Origin of the sequence: Pseudooceanicola sp. HF7 (genome assembly GCF_011806405.1) — a bacterium.
GTDB lineage: Bacteria > Pseudomonadota > Alphaproteobacteria > Rhodobacterales > Rhodobacteraceae > Pseudooceanicola.
In genome coordinates, this window is the sequence record NZ_JAATOW010000014.1 from 1 (window position 1) to 14,463 (window position 14,463).

Here is a 14,463-nt window from a genome sequence, read left to right on the forward strand (position 1 = left end):
CACCTCCCCTGGCCAACGCCGCCCGATCAGGCCGCCCCCCGCGCCAAACAAAAGCGGCGAAATCCCGCCCAGACCCTCAGGCGTGCCCAAAACGCAGGCCGCACACACCACAACGCCCCCGCCCCTTGCCAGCCCGCCCGTTCCGATGTAATGCAGCCCCTCCTTCCGCAGGATCGCTTTCATCGCGCAGCCTCTCGTGGACGGGTCGCGGAAGGATACCGACCCTCCTATGAAATGCGCCCAGACAGAAACAGGAGTGCACATGCCGCTTTACGAGCATGTCTTCATCGCGCGCCAGGACCTTTCCAACGCGCAGGCCGAAGGCCTCATCGAACACTTTGGTACCGTCCTCGCGGACAACGGCGGCTCGCTCGTCGATTCCGAGTACTGGGGCGTCAAGACGATGGCCTACAAGATCAACAAGAACCGCAAGGGCCACTACTCCTTCCTGCGCTCCGACGCTCCGGCGACGGCCGTCCAGGAAATGGAACGCCTGATGCGCCTGCATGACGACGTGATGCGCGTCCTGACCATCAAGGTCGACGAGCACGCAGAGGGCCCCTCGGTCCAGATGCAGAAACGTGACGAACGCGACGATCGCCGTCGCGAGCGCCGCTGATCAGCCTGAAGGAAAGGACATAAATCATGGCCACGAAACCGTTTTTCCGCCGCCGCAAGGTCTGCCCCTTCTCCGGCGACAACGCGCCGAAGATCGACTACAAGGACACACGTCTGCTGCAGCGTTACGTTTCCGAGCGCGGCAAGATCGTGCCTTCGCGCATCACCGCCGTCTCTGCCAAGAAGCAGCGTGAACTGGCCCGCGCCATCAAGCGCGCCCGCTTCCTCGCCCTGCTTCCCTACGCTGTGAAGTAAGGAGCTGATACAATGGAAGTCATCCTTCTCGAACGCGTCGCCAAGCTCGGCCAGATGGGCGATATCGTCACCGTCAAGCCCGGCTACGCCCGCAACTACCTGCTGCTGCAAGGCAAGGCGCTGACCGCCTCGAAAGAGAACATCGCCTCCTTCGAAGAGCAGAAAGCCCAGCTCGAGGCCAACAACCTCGAGACCAAGAAAGAAGCCGAAGCGCTTGGTGAGAAACTCGACGGCCAGAAGTTCGTCGTGATTCGCGCCGCCTCCGATGGCGGCAACCTCTACGGCTCCGTTTCGCCGCGTGACGTTGCAAACGTCGCCACCGAAAACGGCTACACCGTCGAGCGCAAGCAGGTCATCATCCCCCAGCCGATCAAGGATCTTGGTCTGCATGAGGCGAACGTGACCCTGCACCCGGAAGTGATCGTCACGGTCATCCTGAACGTGGCCCGGACCGTTGAAGAAGCGGAAGTCCAGGCTGCCGGCAAGTCCATTCAGGAACTGGCCGCAGAGGAAGAAGCTGCCGCGGAATTCGAAATCGCCGAACTCTTCGACGATATCGGCTCTGCCGCTTCGGACGACGAAGACGACGCGCCCGCCGCTTCCGAGGAAGACGAGCAGTAAGCCCGTCCTTCCCGGTCAGCCGACCGGCCCGAAACCTGAAAGCCGCGTCCGAAAGGGCGCGGCTTTTTCCGTGGCCCGCCCTTCTGTCGGGCGCATCCGATGCCCCAACAGAACTGACACCAGCCTGCGAAGCGCGCAGTCTTCATGATGCTTCCAAAGCCCTGCGGCACCATGATCGTAGAGACACTGCTGATCTCTAAATTCCGACTTACGGGACCGCCGCCGCGCGCAGACGGACTTTGATGACATCCACGAAGGCCCCGCAATCTCGGCAAAGGCGCGGGAGCAGGCGCCGAATATCCTGCTGAGACCTGGCGCCTCTCCCCTTGCACACCTGAAGGACAACACCGCCTCGGCCTGCCTCGACCTCCCGGGAGAGGCTTGCATGAGGCTGAACACCATCGCCCCACCAAACACGGGAACACGCCCAGCACGCCGCGTTCAGGCCCTCGTCGCCCAGACGGACATGCCTCTGGTTTACCGAAGCGCACTCAAGCCGATGCAAAGCGAATGAAGCGGATCCCCCATCGGATCTCTGCGCCCGGCATGAATAATCCTACCGGGCGCACATTCCTCATTCCCTCGGCGCGTTTCGTGCCAACAGGTCATCAGCCCCCTGCCGCTCTGCATCCACGAGCGGGATCAGCGCCTTTTCCTCGGACTGATGCACCGATCCGTCCTTCGCCACATCGGGCTGGGCCTGGACGAGCTTCGCGCTGGCCGGTTTCGTCTCAGGTATCTCGGCGGGCGCGCCGATGCCCTCAAGGCGAATGCGATAGGTGGTGTCCGGAATGGCGACCCCCGCCTCTTCGATGGCGGTCTTCACCAGGCGGATGGCATCCCCCCGGGCGGTCGCGAAGCCAGTCGCGTTCTGGTCGATCCAGCCCGTCACCCGCAGGATCGCCCCAGACTCGGTCATGTTCTCGATCCAGACCAGCTCCTCGGGGCTGTCCAGCACGAAGGGCTGCGCCTTCAGCGCGTCCTGCGCCAGGGCCCGCGTCGCCTCAAGGTCTGCATCGGGATCGATGCCGATATCGAACATGAACCTGCGCGCGGGATACTGGGTATAATTCACGATCCGCCCCTTGAAGACCGTGGAATTCGGGATGCGGACATGGTTGCCGTCCAGCGACAACAGGATCGTCGCGCGAGAGGTCAGGCGGATCACGCGCCCCACTTCCCCCTCGATCTCCACCAGGTCATTCGGCCGGAAGGGCTGGCGCAGGCTCAGCATGATGGAGGCGACGAAATTCTCCACCGTGTCGCGCACCGCGAAACCGATGGCCAGGCCGACGATCCCGGCTGCCCCCAAGATGGTCCCCAGCAGTGCCGCCGCCCCCATCACGTCAAGCGCCACCACGATGCCGACGATCCCGCAGGCGACGCGGAAGGCCTGGCGGTAGATCCCCGCGATGAAGGCATTGGGAGAGATCCGATCCCAGAAGCGCAGCCGCGCCAGCAACATGCCAGCAACCAGGATCACCGAAAAGGCCACCAGCGCGAGCAGGAAGAGCGGCAATCGCGCGATCAGCTGATCGATCCGCGCGCGAAAGCGGTTCACCGCGGGATTGATCTGCTGGGCGATGTCGTCCGAGACGGCAAGCGCATTGTTGACCGCAACCACGCCGTCCAGGCGCTCCGCGATGGCGGCGACCTGCCGGCTGACGGCCGGGTCCGCGATATCCCCCGAAAGCCTGACCACCCCGGCCTGCACGGTGACATTGATGCCATCATGCTCAAGCGCGCCAAGAATGGCGCGCAACCGGTCGGCGATGGCCGTATCGGACGGGGCATCTTCCACCGCGACGCGCGGCGGCCCCCCGTTTTCCTGAGGAGTGCCTTGAGCGGTTGCCTGGCCCGCGACGGCGAAAAGGACAAGGAGGCAAAGGATGACGTGCTTCATGGCGTTATCAAATAGGTTGGCCCGCCATTTAGCCAACGTCTCCCGCACAGGTTCTGTCGAGAGTAAGACCCATGCCCCCCATCCCTCTTTCTTCTTGCCGAAAAACTCTGGGGGGAACGAAACCGGGGGGCATCGTGCCCCCCTGTTTCGTGGGGGGCAAAGCCCCCCTACAGCGCTTAACACAAGCCTAACACCCCGTGCGAAACGCACCGACGTAATACCGACGTGATACCGACGCAAAACAGACGCGGTACCGACGCCCCACCGACAGCCTTCAAAACCCCACGGAGCGCCGTCACATCCCCAGTCGTCAGCCCGGCACACGCCCCCGTTCCACGCCCCTACTAGTCGCTCCGAAAAGGCGCCACCGCACCGTCGCAAGGCCCGCGAAAACGAAAAAGGCCGCCCCTGGGGGGCGGCCTTTCGATCCATCGATCCGGGAAGCCGGGATCACTCGTCCTCGAGCGCCTCGACAGCTTTTTCCAGCTCGTCCTTGGAGATTTCCTTTTCGGAAACATCCGCCAGTTCGAAGACGTAATCCACGACCTTGTCTTCAAAGATCGGGGCCCGCAGCTGCTGTTGCATTTGCTGGTTTTGCTGAACGAATTCAAAGAACTGACGTTCCTGACCCGGGTACTGACGCGCCTGGTTCATGACGGCTTGCGTCATTTCCTGGTCGGTCACTTCCACTTCGGCCTTCTGGCCCAGTTCGGCCAGCAGCAGGCCCAGCTTCACGCGGCGTTCGGCAAGCTTGTTGTGCTCTTCGGTCGGCTCGACGTTGGCGTGGTCATGACCTTCGACCTCGGGGTGCTCCTCGTGCCACAGCTGGTGCGCGATTTGACCCGCTTCGGCTTCCACCAGACTCGGCGGCAGTTCGAAGGTGACGGTTTCGTCAAGCTTATCAAGCAGATGGCGCTTCATGACGGCGCGTGCAGCACCGGCATATTCCGCTTCCAGGCGCTCAGAGATCTGGCCCTTCAGGGCCGCCAGGTCTTCTGCGCCATACTTCTTGGCCAGCTCGTCGTCGACTTCGGCAGCCTTGGGCGCTTTGACGGCTTTGATGGTGCAGTCAAAGACAGCGGCCTTGCCGGCCAGGTGCTCTGCGCCGTATTCCTCGGGGAAGGAGACTTCGACAGCCTTCTCTTCGCCCGCGGTCACGCCGACCAGCTGCTCTTCGAAGCCGGGGATGAAGGAGTTGGAGCCCAGCACCAGCGGGTAATCCTCGGCGGAGCCGCCTTCGAAGGCTTCACCATCGACTTTACCAACGAAATCAATGACAACCTGGTCGCCATCTTCCGCTGCGCCGTCTTTCTCCTCGAAGTCCTGAGCGGATTCGGCAAGGTTCTTCAGCGCGTCTTCGACGGCCTCGTCCTCGGCCTTCACGACCAGTTTCTCCAGGGAGATCGTCTTCAGGTCGACCTCGGGGATTTCCGGCAGGGCTTCATAGGACATCTCGACGACGACATCGTCGCCCTCTTTCCAGTTCTCGCCGTCTGCCATGGTGACCTGCGGCTGAAGCGCGGGACGCTCGCCGCTGTCTTCGAAATGCTTGCTCATGGCGCCGTCGATGCTTTCCTGCATCGCTTCGCCAATCAGGCGTTGACCGAACTGCTTCTTCAGCAGGGCCATCGGAACCTTGCCCTTGCGGAAGCCCTTCATTTCGACGTCGGGCTGCGCCTCGGCCAGCTTTTCGTTCACCTTGACGTCGAGCTCATCGGCGGTGACGGTGATCGTGTAGCCGCGTTTCAGGCCCTCTTTCAGGGTCTCGGTGACCTGCATCCTAGCTTGTCCTTCCATTCCGGGGGCCGCCCGTTTGCGGCCAGCAAAATCAGACTGCCTTCTATGCGCAGCGCCCCCGTCACGCAAGGCGGATTCAGGCTGTTTTGCCCCGGAATGGCGGAAAAACACCCGCCCGGGCAAGGATTGCGAAAGGCGACCCGCTCAGCCGGGCCGGCCATTTTGGGGCGGACCTTGGCGGTGGACGGGAATCGCCGGGTCAGAAATGTTCATACATCCAGACGGCGGCGTTCATCTCTCTCAAAGCCACTTCGCCGTGGTAAAGCAGGCGTGTCAGGGCCTCAGGACCGGCGGCCCCACCGCCCGCGATCTCGTGAAGCTGCGGCCCCATCCAGTCCCATACCATCTGCACCAGTTCCAGCTGCATCTCGATCTCGAACGAGGGCGGCGCCACGATGCCGTCCCATTCATTGCCCGTGCGCAGCTTGTAAAGGCTGCTTTCAAAGAGCGAGACAGTCCGGGCCAGCGCGCGCCTGTCCTCTTGCGGATCAAAGCTGCGGCCGGCCATGCAGGCCTCTTTCAGGGCCTTCATGATCAACATCCGCTGGCGCCCCGCAATGTTCAGCGCCGCCGCGATATCGGCAGAGATCAGCCCCTCGCCGTAGGTGCGTTCCATGATGCCCACGGCCGTGTTCATGTTCTTGAGAACGGCGACATTGCGCAGGTGGATCGCCCGCAGCGCCGGTTCTTCCTGCCCCTCCAGGTAGCGGTTCACGGCGGCCCCGTAGCCCAGCCAGAGGCGGTCCACGATGGTCAGCGCCTCAAGCACGCCGGTGTTGTCCTCTGGCGCGAGCCCCTGGTCTTCGCTCCCCTGTCGCAACCCTGTGAGCGTGCGATCGAAGAGGTCCGTGGCGGCGCGCGCCTTGGCTAGGCTCTGGTCCACCAGCACGTCCGTATCGGCCATGCAGGACAGCATAGCGATCCGCTGGGACAGCATCCGCTGCCGCCCCGCCAGGTTGATCTTTCGCTTCGCCGCATCCTGCGCGATCGTCGCCGTAGCCTGGGATGGCGCCGCCAGCCCGCCAGTGGTCAGGGCCAGACAGGCCAGCACTCGGATCGCGAAGTCCGTCACCCACTTGCTTCTCATCACGGGAAGCCTCCTACGCTGCGTCATGACGCGTTCAGATGGCCCATGCCGCGTGGAAAAAGGGTTAAGCCCGGCGCCGGAACGCCGGTGTAGCCTGGGCAAAATGATTCAAACCGGAAACATCCTAGGCCGCGCGCAGGCCACTGGGCGGCGAAAGGGGGCCGAAGCCCCCTGCCCGTCAGCTATGCCGCACCCCCGCAACCGTCTCACGCGTCCGGCGCCAGGAAGCCACCGGACTGGCGCTGCCAGAGCCGCGCGTAGATCCCGCCATGGGACAGCAACTCTGCGTGGCTGCCCTGTTCCACGATCCGGCCCTTATCCATCACGATCAGCCGATCCATGGCCGCGATGGTCGAAAGCCGGTGCGCGATGGCAATCACCGTCTTGCCCTGCATGAGCACGTCCAGCCGGGACTGGATCGCGGCCTCCACCTCGCTATCGAGGGCCGAGGTCGCCTCGTCCAGCACAAGGATCGGCGCATCCTTCAGCGCCACGCGGGCGATCGCGATCCGCTGGCGCTGCCCGCCGGACAGCTTAACGCCGCGCTCGCCCACATGGGCGTCAAGCCCGCGCCGGCCATGGCTGTCCGACAGATCCGGCACGAAGCTTTCGGCCTCGGCCATGCGCAGGGCGGCCTGGATCTCTTCCTCGGTGGCGTCGGGGCGGCCATAGGCGATGTTCTCCCGGACCGAGCGATGCAGCAGGGAGCTGTCCTGCGTGACGACGCCGATGGTCGCACGCAGGCTGTCCTGGGTGACCTTGCCCACGTCCTGCCCGTCGATGGTGATCGCGCCGCCCTCGATGTCATGGAAGCGCAGCAAGAGGTTGATCAGGGTGGATTTTCCCGCGCCAGACCGCCCCACGAGGCCGACGCGTTCGCCGGGGCGGATATGTAGGCTCAGGTCATCCAGCACCGCCATGGGCTGCGCGCCTTCCATGCCCTGGTAGCGGAAGGTCACGTGATCAAAGTGCACCTCTCCGGGGCCCGGCTGCATGGCCCTGGCATCCGGGACGTCACGCACCTGACGTGGCAACGCCAGGCTGGAGATCCCGTCGCGCACCGTGCCGATGTTCTCGAACAGGGCGGCGAATTCCCACATGATCCAATGGGCCATGTTGTTGAGCCGCAGCGCCAGCGGAACGGCGATCACCACCGCGCCCACCTCGACCCGGCCCTCGGACCAGAGCCACAGGCCGATCCCCGCGACAGAGGCCACCAGCCAGACGTTGATCAGGTTCAGCACGATGTCCTGAAGGCTCGACAGGCGCATCTGGCGATAGACCGTCTCAAGAAAGCCATCCATGCCATGGCGCATCCAGCGTTCTTCCCGGTCCGAATGAGAGAACAGCTTTACCGTCGCGATGTTGGTGTAGCTGTCCACGATCCGCCCGGTCATGGCGCTGCGGGCATCGGCCTGGTCCTGGGCGACACGGCCCAGACGCGGCACGATCCGCCAGAGCATCGCCGCATAGGCCAGCGCCCAGAGCAGGAAGGGCAGCGCCAGCCGCCAGTCCTGGCTTGCGGCCAGCACCATGGCCCCCAGGAAATAGATCAGCACGTAGCTGCCCACGTCCATGGCCTTCATCGCCACCTCGCGCACGGCCAGCGCGGTCTGCATCAGGCGCTGCGCGATCCGGCCGGCGAATTCATCCTGAAAATACCCCACCGACTGCCGCAGCAGGTAGCGGTGCGCCTGCCAGCGGATCCTTTGCGGGAAGTTCCCCATCAGGGACTGGTGCAACACCATGGAGGTCACCACGTTCAGCACCGGCAAGGCCACCAGAAGCACCACCGCCATGAAGGCGATGCGGGTCCCCTGCTCCTGCCAGAAGACCTCTTTCGGGGTGTCGGCCAGGCGGTCGATGAGCTCTCCGAGCCAGCCGAAAAGCGCCACTTCGATCACCGCGATCAGGCCAGAGCCAAGAGCCAGCAGGACCAGCCAGGGCAGCGCGCCGCGGCTGTAATGCAGCACGAAGCGCACCAGCGAGCCCGGCGGCATCTCCGGCGTCTGTTCCGGATAGGGGGCGATACGGCGTTCGAACCAGGCGAACATGGGCAGACACTCTTGTACGTAAGGAAACCAGAAGCCCCGCTGACTGACCCCGGGCCCCGCATAAGTCAAGCGGGACCCGGCGCACATCCGGGTTTCCGGGATGTGCCGCCCCGGCGACACGACGCCATCAGCCGCAGCGCCGCCTTGAGTCTCATCGCTGCCAGTTCCGGTCCCGCAGCCAACACGGCCGCAACGAAGCCCCTCATGTCGCAGGCCCCGCGACCGATCAGACGCTCACCGTCCCGACGCAGCAATAAGGGATCGCATAACCAGCCCGACTCCTGCGCGGGAAGGACACCGTCATGCCGAGACAGGATATAGCCAGTCACAGAGGTGTCCCCGATGGTCGCGAAGAGATTCTAGCGATCACCTTCGGGGCCAATAAGCCGGGTGACCCACACACCGTGCTCCAAGAGGTACTGCGCGACATAGTCCATCAGCGCCGTATTCGGGGTTCCGACGACGCTGGAAAAACCGACCAGCCGTTCAAGGATCTCCGCCGCCCGGCATCAGGAGGCTATCACGAAGATCTTGCGCACGGTCTTCAGCGTGTTCCAGGTGCCGGTGAAGCCGGGCTTCATGACGAAGCTGTCGCCGGCGCCGAAAACATGTGTCTCGCCGCCGTCCTTGGCCATCTCGCAGCGACCGGCAAGGATTTGGCAGAATGCCCCGCCCTGCCCGGCCACAGTCACCGAAAGCGCCCGCGGCGCGGCAAACCGTGCCGCCGCCCGCGCGACAAAAGCGATTTCATGCGCTCAAAGCGACAAACGCGGCAGGCGCTGTCGTGACGGGCAGGCCAAGATACAGGCAATACGTACCCCGGAGACTGATATGACCTTCCGCCCCAGATTCATTACCTTCGATTGACACGGCACCATGATCGACGTCGACATGGCCGGAGCCGCGCGCGACTTCTACGGCGACCAACTTGGGCCGGAGAAGATCGAGGCTTTCATCCGCGACTTCTCAGCCTACCGCCTGGACGAAGTGCTGGGCGCCTGGAAGCCCTACGCCGAGGTGGTGCACAACGCGCAGGAACGCGCCTGCAAGCGCAACGGCGTGGCCTTCGACCCAGAGATCGCGGCGAAGATCTACGTCTGCGTGCCGACCTGGGGGCCGAACCCCGATGTGCCCGCCAGCCTGGCAAAAATCGCGCCACACATCCCGTTGGTTGCCTAGACCAACTCGATGAACAGCCAGATCCCGCACAGTATGGCCAAGCTTGGCGCGCCGATCGCGCATGTCTTCACCGCAGAGAGCGCACAGGCCTAAAAGCCCCAGATGCGCGCCTTTGACTACATGTTCGATGAACTGGGCTGCGGGCCGGAGGACGTGCTGAACGTTTCTTGCCGCCGGCCCGGCGTGGTGCCGCAGGACGGCTCGCTCATGCTGTTTATCTAACGGATCGCGTGAAAAAATCTGCCGTATCGCGGCCCCTGCCCGAAGTTTCTGCCGTTCTCGCTGCGCGGCTGCCCCCCCTTCACCGGCAAACTCGTCCTGAGTGGAGGGCACGCCACCGCCCCCGTCTCCGGCCCGCAAATTCAGGCCAGGTAACGGACCGGAAGCGCGAAGTCCTATGTCCGGGCCTCTCGCACTCATGGGATGGCAGTGCGCCGCAGGGTCAAACCGTTCCCATGCTGCGTTAGGCCGAAGGAATCCTCAGCCGATTAGATCGAAGGTGAACAGATGTCGGCCATCCTGCTCCGGCGAGAACGATTTTTTAAACATTTAAAGATCAGAATGTGAAGCCGCACAGGCTATTCCAGGAGTTGATCATGAAACGTCACAAGTCTGTACTACGAATTCTCGCAATACCCGCACTTTCCGTCTTCGCACCCCATATGCTTGCCGCTGAAGTCGTGCAGGCGAACTCGCACCTTTCCAGCGATCATGAAATTTCCGCGCATTGGGGCTCTTCGCTTACCGCGACCGGCCAGGCCACGATCGAGATCGAACCGGACACCGGCATCCTGCGGTATCTTCGCGTTGACGTGGACGGCATCGCGCCTGACCAGCTTGCGAATGCAGGTCCGAATGGTGCCCTTGGCCCGATCCACTTTCACAACTACCCTCAAGGAGGTCCCCAGTTCTTCGTCCAGCAACTGCCCGGCACAATCTCTGCAACTGAAACCGGTCTCAGGCTGGAAGTCACCGACTGGAAGATGGATGCGCCCATGGTCGGCCAGGAAAGAGGTTTGACGGCCGCATTCGTGGTTCAGTAAATCCTGGATGGAAATGCCTATATCGGCCTGCACACGCATCACGCAGCCTGCCCCGAAAATCGCGCCCCCGGGCGCGAGAACACTTGCGCCGCACCGGGAACCGCGCTCTCCGGACATATCGACGTCCTGGCGCAAGCCGATCCCGAGATGCTTCCCACGCAATAGGGCCTCAAGCTGAAGAGTTTTTCTAGCTTTGAGTGAAAGCTATCCGGCGGGGCGCTGGCTCGGAGAACTCTGGGCCAGCGCCCATCGGCGTATCCGCTCTTCGATCAGCAGGTAAAAGCCAGACACAGCAACAATCGTACGCTTCGCAGGATACCAAGAACAGCCTTCCTTGGTTCCGGACCAATTGCTGCTCCGGGCTGGAAGCGCCGTCCCTCCTCTCCGCCCAAACGCTAGGCAAGGTGCAGAAACGCAGACGCCGGACACTCCAAGCGAGCGCTCGGCCAAAACGTTGAAGACGCACTCCGCATTCCCTCCTCGCTAGGGGCGCCGCAGGGATAACGCGACGCACCCGGCCGTCCCTACCAAGCGCAGCGGTTGGCCTGGGTCAGGCTGCCAGCGCCTGTCACGCCCGGTCGCCTTCTTGGCCAAAGACAGCCCCGGTCTTTCCTCCGTGCAGGGGATACATGGGCGCAGCGCCCTTCCCGGCGGGGCGCCCATCACGAAATGGGGATGTCGCGTGACAGGCTTTCCATGGAACGACGAGGGCAAGAGGACGTTAGGCACCAGACACCATCTCTGGAGTATTCGTTATGAAAGATTCAAACAGCACCGATCGCGCGCTCTCCACCATGAACCCGGCAACGGATGAGGCGCTCAAAACATACCCGCTCATGACCGACGAAGAAATGACCTCTGCCCTGGAAGCGTGCCACGAGGCCTTCACTGACTGGCGGCTGAAATCCCACGCGGAGCGCGGCCAGGTCCTGGAAGCCATCGGCCGCAAGCTTCGTGAGCGCAAGGAAGACTTCGCGCAGCTCATGACACGCGAAATGGGCAAGCGTCTTCAGGACAGCCGGGATGAGATCGACCTCTGTGCCGCGATCTGCGATTGGACCGCGAAGGCCGGGCCTGACGTTCTTGCCGATGAAGAGCGCAGCCTGCAGGACGGGCGCAAGGGCGTCATCACCTACTCGCCCATTGGTGTCATCTATGGCATCCAGCCGTGGAACTTCCCGGCCTACCAAGCAGTGCGGTATGCCATTGCCAACCTGATGGCAGGCAACGGCGTGCTGCTGAAACACGCCGAGATCTGCACCGGTTCGGGCCTGTTCCTGCGCGACCTCTTCGAAGAGGCCGGCCTGCCGAAGAACCTTTTCACCGTGATGCTGATCGATCATGATCAGTCCGACGAGCTGATCGCCCACAAGCTGGTGCGCGGCGTCACCATGACCGGCAGTGCAAAGGCCGGCAGCATCATCGCCGCGAAGGCCGGTGAGCACCTGAAAAAGACGGTGATGGAGCTTGGCTCCAACGACGCTTATCTGGTTCTGGAAGACGCCGACCTGGACGTGGCGATCAAGACCTGCGTGGCGGGTCGGATCTACAACAACGGCCAGACCTGCGTGAATGCCAAGCGGTTCATCGTGACCGACAAGGTCTATGACGCCTTCGTCGATGGTTACATCAAGGCGATGGGCGAGGTTAAGCTTGGCGATCCCACGAAGGAAGATACCGACCTTGGCCCCATGGCGCGCGCGGATCTGCGCGACACGCTGCATCAGCAGGTCGAGGAATCGGTCGCCAATGGCGCCAAGATCGCTGTGGGCGGCAAGATGCCCGAGGGCAAAGGCTGCTACTACCCCGCCACCGTCCTGACGGAGGTCGCGCCGGGCCAGCCGGCCTATGACGACGAACTCTTCGGGCCGGTCGCCTCGGTGATCCGTGCCAAGGACGATGAGGACGCCATGCGGATTGCCAACGACAGCCGCTACGGCCTTGGCGGTGGCATCTTCAGCAAAGATGAGGCGCGCGCCCGCGAGCTGGCCAAGCAGCATTTCGACACCGGGATGGTCTTCATCAACCACTTCAACCTTGCGACGCCTGAAATGCCCTTCGGCGGCGTGAAAGAAAGCGGATACGGGCGCGAGCATGGTGGGTTCGGCATGACCGAATTCGTCAACGCCAAGGCCATTGCCCTGCCCGGCTGAGCGTCCAGCCAGTTAAGTGGTTAGTTTAGCGTTTGGGCGGGGGCCTCGGCCCCCGCCCTCTTCTCGTTGAGACATGCCTTATCCCTCGTAATCGAGCTGGTCGATATCAGCGACAATGCCGGGCTGTTCGGGCTGCCAGCCAAGCGTGCTCTTCGTCCAGGCGTTCGATGCGGGACCGTCGTTTGCGACCCAATCTGCAAGTGGCCCAAAGTGCGCCTCCCCTTCCTCGGGCGTGAGCGACGTGACCGGAAGGCCAAGCTGGCGGCCAATCGCCTGGGCGATATTCTTGAACGGCACGCCCTCTTCCGCGACAGCATGATACGCCTCTCCCTGCGCGCCGCGTTCGAGGGCCAGCCGGTAGAGGCGAGCAGCGTCAAGGCGGTGCACGGCGGGCCACACATTCTGTCCCTCTCCGATATAGGCGGACACGCCCTTGTCGCGCGCAATGGCTGCCAGCATCGGCACGAAGCCATGCCTCTCCCCCTTGCCATGGACGGATCGCGGATTGCGCACGACGCTGGCGTGGATGCCGCGGTCCGCTAGCGCGAAAGCGGTCCGCTGGGAGGCACGCGGAAACGCGGGCAGCACCTCGGGCCGGTCGGTTTCCTTTGCCTTTTCTCCCGTCAGGTGCAGGAAGCCATCGGTGACGATGATCGGTCGCGCCGATCCGTCGAAGACCTCTCCGAAGGTTTCGATGGCGGTGCGGTCTTCCGCAGCCAGTGCATCGATGCGCGAAATATCCAGGCCGAAGGCCGTGTGAATGATGCCCTCCGCAGTCTCGGCGCCACGGCGCAAGATGTCGATATCATCGAGAGCCCCGACAAGGGGCGTCACACCTGCGGCGCTCAGGGCCTTTGCCTTGCTCGGCACGCTCGTCAAACCCGTGACGGAATGCCCTGCCGCCTGAAGATCCTGGGCAATCATCGATCCGATCCAACCGCTGGCACCCGTCAGAAAAACACGCATGGTCAACCTCCTTGCGCTTGCTCGCACAGATCCTATGATCTCTGTCAGTCACTGACATAACGTGATGTCAGTGACTGACAAGAGAGGATGCAGAATTGGCAGATACGGCGCGGACGCGGCTACAACAGGCGGCGGTGAAGTTGTTTCGGGAACGGGGGTTCGAAGGCACCACGGCCGCTGAGATCGCCGCCCATGCAGGCGTGACGGAGCGTACCTTTTTCCGGCACTTCGCCGACAAGCGCGAGGTGCTGTTCGATGGGCAGGCGGTGCTTCTGGAGGCGCTCCTTTCCGCGATCGAAGACGTGCCGCAAGATGTGGCGCCGCTCGAGACCCTGTTCCTGGCCTTTCGGTCGGTCGTCCCGCTTTTGGAAGCCAACCGTCCCTTCTCTGAGCCCCGGCAAAAGGTGATTTCGGCAACGCCCGCCCTCCAGGAACGCGAGTTGGCAAAGCTGGCAGCCCTCGCGGAGGCATTGGCGCAGGCGCTGCGCGCGCGCGAAGTTCCCGACGGCCGCGCTACGCTTGCTGCGCAGATCGGAATGGCTGTCTTCGCTCAGGTCACGGTGGCCTGGCTGGAAAACCCCAAGCCGGGGTTGACCGAACGGCTCGACCGCGCCGAACGGGACCTCAAGACCCTGACCTGAGCTGCGCTGCTGTCCATTGATCGCCGTGGTGACGGCAGACGGAAAGCCTCACACGGCATGGCACTCATTTTGGCCCAAGTGCCAATTCCCTTTGCGGTCGCGCCAAGTATTGCGCCCCCGCGGCGCGCGAGAGAGCGCCCTTGGTG

At 63.3% G+C, this 14,463-nt stretch carries 14 protein-coding genes; 7 read left to right on the forward strand and 7 right to left on the reverse strand.

From position 1 onward, the window contains the following. The first annotated feature begins 262 nt into the window (after window positions 1-262). The 3 genes from rpsF to rplI are packed head-to-tail and all read left to right on the forward strand — an operon-like array spanning window position 263 to window position 1,494. Window positions 263-619 (forward strand): 30S ribosomal protein S6, encoded by a 357-nt coding sequence (gene rpsF / locus HCZ97_RS09980; RefSeq protein WP_167688566.1) that lies wholly within the window; start codon window positions 263-265, stop codon window positions 617-619. A gap of 26 nt (window positions 620-645) precedes the next feature. Next, window positions 646-873, forward strand: coding sequence for a 30S ribosomal protein S18 (gene rpsR / locus HCZ97_RS09985; RefSeq protein ID WP_116133697.1), 228 nt, complete (start codon window positions 646-648; stop codon window positions 871-873). A gap of 12 nt (window positions 874-885) precedes the next feature. After that, on the forward strand, window positions 886-1,494 hold the full coding sequence (gene rplI, locus HCZ97_RS09990; protein WP_167688567.1) for a 50S ribosomal protein L9: 609 nt from the start codon (window positions 886-888) through the stop codon (window positions 1,492-1,494). 574 nt (window positions 1,495-2,068) lie between these two features. Here rplI and HCZ97_RS09995 read toward each other — a convergent pair. The 6 genes from HCZ97_RS09995 to HCZ97_RS10020 all read right to left on the reverse strand — a co-directional run bounded on the left by HCZ97_RS09995 (window position 2,069) and on the right by HCZ97_RS10020 (window position 9,027). After that, a complete protein-coding gene (locus HCZ97_RS09995; RefSeq protein WP_167688568.1) occupies window positions 2,069-3,397 on the reverse strand; it encodes a mechanosensitive ion channel family protein in 1,329 nt (442 codons plus the stop codon). A 450-nt stretch (window positions 3,398-3,847) separates the two neighbouring features. Beyond that, window positions 3,848-5,176 (reverse strand): trigger factor, encoded by a 1,329-nt coding sequence (gene tig / locus HCZ97_RS10000; RefSeq protein ID WP_167688569.1) that lies wholly within the window; start codon window positions 5,174-5,176, stop codon window positions 3,848-3,850. A gap of 217 nt (window positions 5,177-5,393) precedes the next feature. Then, window positions 5,394-6,281, reverse strand: coding sequence for a type IV pili methyl-accepting chemotaxis transducer N-terminal domain-containing protein (locus HCZ97_RS10005; RefSeq protein ID WP_254871464.1), 888 nt, complete (start codon window positions 6,279-6,281; stop codon window positions 5,394-5,396). 206 nt (window positions 6,282-6,487) lie between these two features. After that, the gene (locus tag HCZ97_RS10010; RefSeq protein ID WP_167688571.1) at window positions 6,488-8,335 is read right to left on the reverse strand and encodes an ABC transporter ATP-binding protein; all 1,848 of its coding nucleotides are present in this window, start codon (window positions 8,333-8,335) and stop codon (window positions 6,488-6,490) included. Window positions 8,336-8,400: 65 nt separating this feature from the next. Further along, window positions 8,401-8,664: a M20/M25/M40 family metallo-hydrolase gene (locus HCZ97_RS20580; RefSeq protein ID WP_368484352.1), complete on the reverse strand. Its 264-nt coding sequence runs from the start codon at window positions 8,662-8,664 to the stop codon at window positions 8,401-8,403. Window positions 8,665-8,844: 180 nt separating this feature from the next. Next, on the reverse strand, window positions 8,845-9,027 hold the full coding sequence (locus HCZ97_RS10020; RefSeq protein ID WP_368484353.1) for a cupin domain-containing protein: 183 nt from the start codon (window positions 9,025-9,027) through the stop codon (window positions 8,845-8,847). Between the two features lie 184 nt (window positions 9,028-9,211). On the opposite strand from HCZ97_RS10020, the gene HCZ97_RS20585 reads away from it, so the two are divergent. From HCZ97_RS20585 to HCZ97_RS10035, 3 genes are all read left to right on the forward strand, one after another. Further along, the gene (locus HCZ97_RS20585; protein ID WP_254871453.1) at window positions 9,212-9,514 is read left to right on the forward strand and encodes a hypothetical protein; all 303 of its coding nucleotides are present in this window, start codon (window positions 9,212-9,214) and stop codon (window positions 9,512-9,514) included. Window positions 9,515-10,110: 596 nt separating this feature from the next. After that, window positions 10,111-10,557: a hypothetical protein gene (locus HCZ97_RS10030; RefSeq protein WP_167688573.1), complete on the forward strand. Its 447-nt coding sequence runs from the start codon at window positions 10,111-10,113 to the stop codon at window positions 10,555-10,557. Window positions 10,558-11,312: 755 nt separating this feature from the next. Continuing rightward, window positions 11,313-12,710: an NAD-dependent succinate-semialdehyde dehydrogenase gene (locus HCZ97_RS10035; protein ID WP_167688574.1), complete on the forward strand. Its 1,398-nt coding sequence runs from the start codon at window positions 11,313-11,315 to the stop codon at window positions 12,708-12,710. A gap of 78 nt (window positions 12,711-12,788) precedes the next feature. Here HCZ97_RS10035 and HCZ97_RS10040 read toward each other — a convergent pair whose 3' ends face one another. Continuing rightward, window positions 12,789-13,676, reverse strand: coding sequence for an SDR family oxidoreductase (locus HCZ97_RS10040; RefSeq protein WP_167688575.1), 888 nt, complete (start codon window positions 13,674-13,676; stop codon window positions 12,789-12,791). Between the two features lie 95 nt (window positions 13,677-13,771). Here HCZ97_RS10040 and HCZ97_RS10045 point away from each other — a divergent pair, with 95 nt between their 5' ends. Continuing rightward, window positions 13,772-14,317 carry a TetR family transcriptional regulator gene (locus HCZ97_RS10045; protein ID WP_175581697.1) on the forward strand — a complete coding sequence of 182 codons (546 nt, stop codon included), beginning with the start codon at window positions 13,772-13,774 and terminating at the stop codon, window positions 14,315-14,317. Window positions 14,318-14,463: the final 146 nt, after the last annotated feature.

Excerpts from the sequence above, each read along its gene's own strand:
- HCZ97_RS10040 (WP_167688575.1), bottom strand. The coding sequence starts at position 13,676 with ATGCGTGTTTTTCTGACGGGTGCCAGCGGTTGGATCGGATCGATGATT.
- HCZ97_RS10035 (WP_167688574.1), top strand. The coding sequence starts at position 11,313 with ATGAAAGATTCAAACAGCACCGATCGCGCGCTCTCCACCATGAACCCG.
- HCZ97_RS10030 (WP_167688573.1), top strand. The coding sequence starts at position 10,111 with ATGAAACGTCACAAGTCTGTACTACGAATTCTCGCAATACCCGCACTT.
- HCZ97_RS09995 (WP_167688568.1), bottom strand. The coding sequence starts at position 3,397 with ATGAAGCACGTCATCCTTTGCCTCCTTGTCCTTTTCGCCGTCGCGGGC.
- rplI (WP_167688567.1), top strand. The coding sequence starts at position 886 with ATGGAAGTCATCCTTCTCGAACGCGTCGCCAAGCTCGGCCAGATGGGC.
- HCZ97_RS10005 (WP_254871464.1), bottom strand. The coding sequence starts at position 6,281 with ATGAGAAGCAAGTGGGTGACGGACTTCGCGATCCGAGTGCTGGCCTGT.
- HCZ97_RS10010 (WP_167688571.1), bottom strand. The coding sequence starts at position 8,335 with ATGTTCGCCTGGTTCGAACGCCGTATCGCCCCCTATCCGGAACAGACG.
- tig (WP_167688569.1), bottom strand. The coding sequence starts at position 5,176 with ATGCAGGTCACCGAGACCCTGAAAGAGGGCCTGAAACGCGGCTACACG.
- rpsR (WP_116133697.1), top strand. The coding sequence starts at position 646 with ATGGCCACGAAACCGTTTTTCCGCCGCCGCAAGGTCTGCCCCTTCTCC.
- HCZ97_RS20585 (WP_254871453.1), top strand. The coding sequence starts at position 9,212 with ATGATCGACGTCGACATGGCCGGAGCCGCGCGCGACTTCTACGGCGAC.
- rpsF (WP_167688566.1), top strand. The coding sequence starts at position 263 with ATGCCGCTTTACGAGCATGTCTTCATCGCGCGCCAGGACCTTTCCAAC.